The sequence below is a fragment of the Rhizobium giardinii bv. giardinii H152 genome (genome assembly GCF_000379605.1).
Classification (GTDB): domain Bacteria; phylum Pseudomonadota; class Alphaproteobacteria; order Rhizobiales; family Rhizobiaceae; genus Pararhizobium; species Pararhizobium giardinii.
Genome location: NZ_KB902663.1, coordinates 1 through 1,032 on the forward strand (window position 1 = coordinate 1; position 1,032 = coordinate 1,032).

Here is a 1,032-nt window from a genome sequence, read left to right on the forward strand (position 1 = left end):
ATCGGCGTATTGGTCTCGCCTGGCAGGATGGTCGTCGCGCGGATGCCCTGGTTGCGATAGGTGTTGTGAAGGAAGGTCATGAAGTTCTTCACGCCTGCCTTGGCCGCGCCATAGGCTGCGCCGCCCAGGAGGTTTGGATTGAGCGCCGCGAGCGAGGAAACGGTAATGACCGTTCCTTCCCCTTTGGCAATCATATCGGGAAGCACCGCTTGCGTGAGATTGAAGACCGCCGTCAGGTTGACGTTGACGGTCGAATTCCACTCGTCCTCGCTGAGAAACCGGGCATTCAGGACCTTGCTGGCACTACCGGCATTGTTGACCAGGATATCCACCGGACCGACGCCGTCGCGGATCCATTTCACGGTTGCGAAAATCTCGTCCCGGGATTCTATGTCAAGCGCTCGGGTGAAGGCGCGACCGCCTTTCTTTTCAATCGTGGAGGCAACCTCACGCAGGGGCGTCAGTCGACGGCCCGTGAGGACCACGCGTGCTCCCGCTTCGGCAAGGAGCAGCGCGGCCTCGCGGCCGATACCCGTCCCTGCTCCTGTGATCAGAGCGACTTTTCCGTCAAGCAAACCCATCACGTCCTCCTATTCCGCCGCAACGGCCGGCGTACCCTTGTAGCCATATACAGCCTTCGCTGCCTTCGGGGTGATCAAGCCCTCGGCAAGATCCTGCTCGATGATTTCGACGGAACGTTCGCTTGCACGGCCCCAACCGCCGCCACCTGGCGTCTCTACCTCAAGGCGCTCGCCTGTCTTCAGTGTAACCTTTCCTTTCGGGAAGTGGGGCTTGCCTTCCTTCATGACCTTGCCTGCGGTACCATTCTGCCCTTCGACAACGCCGAAGCATGGATGACGGACGCGCTCGGAGGCAAGATAGATGCTCATCGGAGCGTTGCCGAGATTGCGAAGGACGACGCGCTGGCCGAGACCGCCGCGTTGCTTTCCGGCACCGCCGGAGTCCGCGATCAGTTCCTTGCGCTCCGTCAGTACGGGGACGGCGACTTCGAACATCTCGATAGCAGTCACC

The 1,032-nt window shown here is 60.9% G+C and carries 2 protein-coding genes; both read right to left on the reverse strand.

Annotation, left to right across the window (positions count from 1 at the left end):
- The coding region (locus A3AY_RS0114540; RefSeq protein WP_018326387.1) for an SDR family NAD(P)-dependent oxidoreductase at window positions 1–581 on the reverse strand (581 nt) is incomplete at its 3' end.
- A gap of 9 nt (window positions 582–590) precedes the next feature.
- Window positions 591–1,032: hydantoinase B/oxoprolinase family protein (locus A3AY_RS0114545; RefSeq protein WP_026203443.1), on the reverse strand; the 442-nt coding region annotated here is incomplete at its 5' end.